Genomic DNA, 4,051 nt, shown 5'->3' with positions numbered 1-4,051 from the left:
TAAGCATTAGTACTGTGAGCCAAGCTCAAGAACGCGAAACCCCACCCGTCACAGAAACCAGTAAACAGTTTGGCAATGACACCGTGCATTTCAGTGTATTAAACACCAGCTTCCTCACCCCTCAGGTCGCTCGCAGCTACGGTATTGTTCGCGGTAAAAACAAATTTTTAATCAACGTATCGGTGCGCCGCCAAAGCGGTCCTGACAATACCGCTGTACGCGCCCAAATCAGTGGCACCCAGTCTGACCTTATTCATCGTAGCCCGCTGGAGTTCCGAGAAATCATCGAACAAGATGCGGTCTACTATATTGCTGAGTTCGCCATTAGTAATGACGAACGCAGGGACTTCCGTCTACAGGTCGAGGTCGACGACAAACCCAGTTACGATATTCAATTTATTAAAATGCTTTACGTGGACAAATAAGCGGAGATAACGATGACGCCAAATCACATCGTCGTTCTTGCCAGTGGTAACCGAGGCAAACTCCAAGAGCTCAATGACCTCCTTGGCGGACTCGGTATAGAACTGCGCAGCCAAGCCGACTACCAAGTAGTGGAGGCTGACGAAACCGGGCTAAGCTTTATTGAGAACGCGATACTCAAGGCTCGCAATGCCGCCCGCCAAAGTGGTTGCGCGGCGCTAGCCGACGACTCCGGGCTGTGTATCGACGCCCTTGGCGGCGCACCGGGAATTTACTCCGCTCGCTACGCCGGCGCCCACGCCAATGACGCCAGCAATAACGCCAAGTTGCTGGCCGAGCTGAGCGGCAATACCAATCGCGGTGCCCACTTCCACTGCGCACTGGCCTTTGTTCGTCATGCTGACGACCCCGCGCCTATCGTCTGTGAAGGTTTGTGGCAGGGCGCTATTCTTGCACAAGCACGTGGCGAAAACGGTTTTGGTTACGACCCGCTGTTTTATATTGCTGAACACGCTAAAAGCTCCGCAGAATTAAGTAAGTCAGAGAAAAATAAAATCAGCCATCGCGCGCTGGCACTGCAGCAATTATTGCCGCGGCTACAAGCAGAATACATGGCCAAAATCTAATGGCCATGCTCAGCCTCAGCGTAGCCGACACCGGGGTCTGTTTAGCGATTAACGACCGAGATGATCTCTTAAAGCAATGTCTCGCTGCGGATCTGCCAGTGGCACGCAGTTGTCGCAACGGCAATTGTGGACGCTGCGACTGTCGGCTTGAATCCGGCGAGGTAGTATTGCGCAATGGCGGCAAACTCAGCGCACCTGCCCTAATCGCACTGTGTATTAGCCATGCCCGCAGCGATCTTTGCATCGATCAATTGCCGCTGACCAGCATTGCCCAGCACTGGCGCTGCGAAGGATTAAACCCGACACAGCTACAATTGCCTGCGGGCCGACAAACACCGCCCAAGTACGGTGATATAGTCGCCCTTTTACTGACCGATGCAGTGCTTATCAATAGCGTGACAGGGATTGATGGCAGAATCATCACCCTCCGCGACCACTGCAACGAGATCGAACAACATAAACGCAAGCGAGGCGGTATCGGCCTACTCAATATCGATCGCGAACATAGCGGCGACTTTGCTCTGTGGCGCAGCAACCCACACAGCCAGACATTACTTTGGCAGGGCATAAATCAGGCGACCGGCCTCGCCGCACGGGCTGCGTACCAGCGCGCCGGCATGCCCGGCAGTTATCAGCTTCGGCAACTAAACCCACACTAAGCCTTTAATTTTAAAAGAAATAGCACTTTTAAGCACGATTAGGGTCTGATACTTTCTACCCCAATTTCTTAATCACTTTAAGTAGCAAATATCGCGCTACCTTCTGCAACAACGATAAACCTGGAGACAAACTGGTATGTTCAAATGGATTCTTCGCGGCGTTCTCGCCCTGCTGGCCGTTACCGTCATTGCCGTGGTATTTGCGCTAGAACCCATCGCCAAATTTATGATTGAACATGAGGGCAGTAAGCAAGTTGGCGCTCGAGTCGATGTCGACAGTGTTGACATTAAGCTCTACCCCACCCATGTCGCTCTGAATGGCCTCACGGTCGCCAACCCCCAAGAACCCATGCGCAACTTGCTAGAAAGTGAGAAAGTATCCGCTGACGTTGACACTAAAGCCCTGCTAAAAATGCAATTTATTGCCGACCAAGTAGTGTTGTCTGGCTTACAAATGTACACCGAGCGCAGCACCCCAGGCACCTTAGACGGCAAGCTCCCCCCGGCAAAACCTAAAAGCGATACCAGCTTACCCGGCATAACGATGCCCGACCCCAGCGCGCTACTCGCCGAAGAGAAGGCCACCATTCAAGCCGAAGTGGATGCAATTCAAAACGGCTTTAGCGATATCCAAAGTCGCTGGCAATCCAAAGCCACCCAGCTACCTGAACAAGCTCAAATAGAAGCCTACCAAACTCGCTGGAATGAGCTTAAAAAGAAAAACATGATCGAGCGGATCGCTGGCGCCAAGCAATTGCGCGACGACATCAAAGCCGACCTCAAGCAATTTAAAACCCTGAACGAAGACCTAAAGGCCGACTCCGCCGAAGTTAAAAGCCTAACTGTTCGTGCGGCCAATTTACCCGCAGACCAATCAAAACGGATGCTCTCTAAATACGGCTTAGATCAGGGCAGCGAAGGCATGCTGCGCTTCCTGCTCGGCGACGAAGTGAATGCCGTTGTTCAACGCGGGCTAAGTCTCTATCAAGAAACCATGGGCAATATGGCGGAAAAAGAAACCGCGCCCGCTGAAGCGCCAACGGAATTGCCGGTCAAACTCCTCATCCGCCAAGTCCTCATCGACGGCTACCAAATGGTAGGTACAGAGAAACTCGCCTACTCTGGCGAAATTAACGACATCACCGACCAGCAAGACTACTGGAACAAACCCATCACTATGGCCCTGCGCGGTGGCGTGGACCAGAAATCACAGCTCGTGATCGACGGTATCTTTGACCAGCGCAACAACACCATGAAAAGCGTCTTTAATATGGCGCTGAAGCAACTGGCCCTATCCGGCGTGTCATTATCACAGAGCCCCGAACTGCCACTGCAATTAGAAAAAGGCTTTGCCGATATTAGCGCCAACTTCGGCATAGACGGCGACACCCTCAAAGGCTCCGCCAAAGGCCTCGTTAACCAAGCCAAACTGCTGGTTGCCAACGCCGCTGCAGACAACAAGACCGCCAATCTACTCGCTGCCGCACTGGAAGACGTCACCAGACTGGTCATGGACATGAGCGTCAATGGCACGGTAAATGAGCCGGCCATTAAACTGAAGTCCAACCTCGACAGTATTCTGGGCGATATCCTCGGCGCAGAAATTAAAGCCAAGCTCGGCGAAGTTGAAGACGAACTCAAAGCCAAACTCAGCAGTGACTACGGCCCGCAAATGGCCAAGCTGAAAGAAAAGCAGAACATACTTGGTCAGTATCAGGAATTGTTAGGTGACCGCGAAGCGGCCTTGCAGGCGCTGATGAAAGAAATGATTTAAAAATTGAATTAACAAAAAGTGCTAGCGAAAAATTGAGGCCCTGTTTTCTTGAGATTGAAAAACAGGGCCTTTTTGCTATTAGCACATAGCTGGTACTGACCTAAGCAGATTTATCGCAAGAAATCATAGCATTGCGCAGCTCATAACCCTTAACGCCTTCGTTCCAGCTCATGTCTGGTTCACGATCGAGTTTTACGCCTGGCAATTTAAAAAGTTGCTCAAGGAATATGCGGGTTTCATGGAGCGCCACTTGCCAGCCGGGGCAGTTGTGCGGGCCGTCGGCAAAACTCATATACCGACCGGTATCGCGCTGCCGTTGCGCGCGATCTGGATCTAGCGCAAAAGGACATTCACCAACCAGCTCTTCATCTACATTGGCAGCGCGAATATCGATGCCATACAGCTCGCCCGCTGGCATGGGCTTATCGCCTAGGCCTTCAACCTCGGCGTTAACTCGGCGATGGACCATGGCGGCCACCGGCTCTAAGCGCAAAATTTCTAGTAATATGTTGATCTGCTCTTTGGAGTCGCCGTCGAGAAAACGCTGGCGAAGGGCCAAATCTTCAAAC

The 4,051-nt window shown here is 52.1% G+C and carries 5 protein-coding genes; 4 read left to right on the top strand and 1 reads right to left on the bottom strand.

Translation table 11 applies throughout. The features are described from left to right. The 4 genes from ABYT30_RS16615 to ABYT30_RS16600 all read left to right on the top strand — a co-directional run. A partial coding sequence (locus ABYT30_RS16615; RefSeq protein WP_373097559.1) for a DUF4426 domain-containing protein occupies window positions 1-425 on the top strand: 425 nt, incomplete at its 5' end. A 12-nt stretch (window positions 426-437) separates the two neighbouring features. Next, window positions 438-1,049, top strand: coding sequence for an RdgB/HAM1 family non-canonical purine NTP pyrophosphatase (rdgB, locus tag ABYT30_RS16610; RefSeq protein WP_373097558.1), 612 nt, complete (start codon window positions 438-440; stop codon window positions 1,047-1,049). Then, on the top strand, window positions 1,049-1,708 hold the full coding sequence (locus ABYT30_RS16605) for a 2Fe-2S iron-sulfur cluster-binding protein (RefSeq protein ID WP_373097557.1): 660 nt from the start codon (window positions 1,049-1,051) through the stop codon (window positions 1,706-1,708). Before rdgB ends, ABYT30_RS16605 begins: the two co-directional genes overlap by 1 nt. A gap of 136 nt (window positions 1,709-1,844) precedes the next feature. Next, window positions 1,845-3,482, top strand: coding sequence for a TIGR03545 family protein (locus tag ABYT30_RS16600; RefSeq protein WP_373097556.1), 1,638 nt, complete (start codon window positions 1,845-1,847; stop codon window positions 3,480-3,482). 100 nt (window positions 3,483-3,582) lie between these two features. Here the strand turns inward: ABYT30_RS16600 and ABYT30_RS16595 are convergent. Continuing rightward, window positions 3,583-4,051 (bottom strand): cytochrome P450 (locus ABYT30_RS16595; RefSeq protein WP_373097555.1); only part of this gene is annotated, 469 nt, incomplete at its 5' end.

Origin of the sequence: Zhongshania sp., from assembly GCF_041623545.1 — a bacterium.
Classification (GTDB): domain Bacteria; phylum Pseudomonadota; class Gammaproteobacteria; order Pseudomonadales; family Spongiibacteraceae; genus Spongiibacter.
Note: the sequence above shows the minus strand (reverse complement) of the source record. Positions and strands in the feature narration are given on the sequence as shown.

What these genes read in the sequence shown, in the direction of transcription:
- rdgB (WP_373097558.1), top strand. Translation starts at nt 438, where the DNA reads ATGACGCCAAATCACATCGTCGTTCTTGCCAGTGGTAACCGAGGCAAA.
- ABYT30_RS16605 (WP_373097557.1), top strand. Translation starts at nt 1,049, where the DNA reads ATGGCCATGCTCAGCCTCAGCGTAGCCGACACCGGGGTCTGTTTAGCG.
- ABYT30_RS16600 (WP_373097556.1), top strand. Translation starts at nt 1,845, where the DNA reads ATGTTCAAATGGATTCTTCGCGGCGTTCTCGCCCTGCTGGCCGTTACC.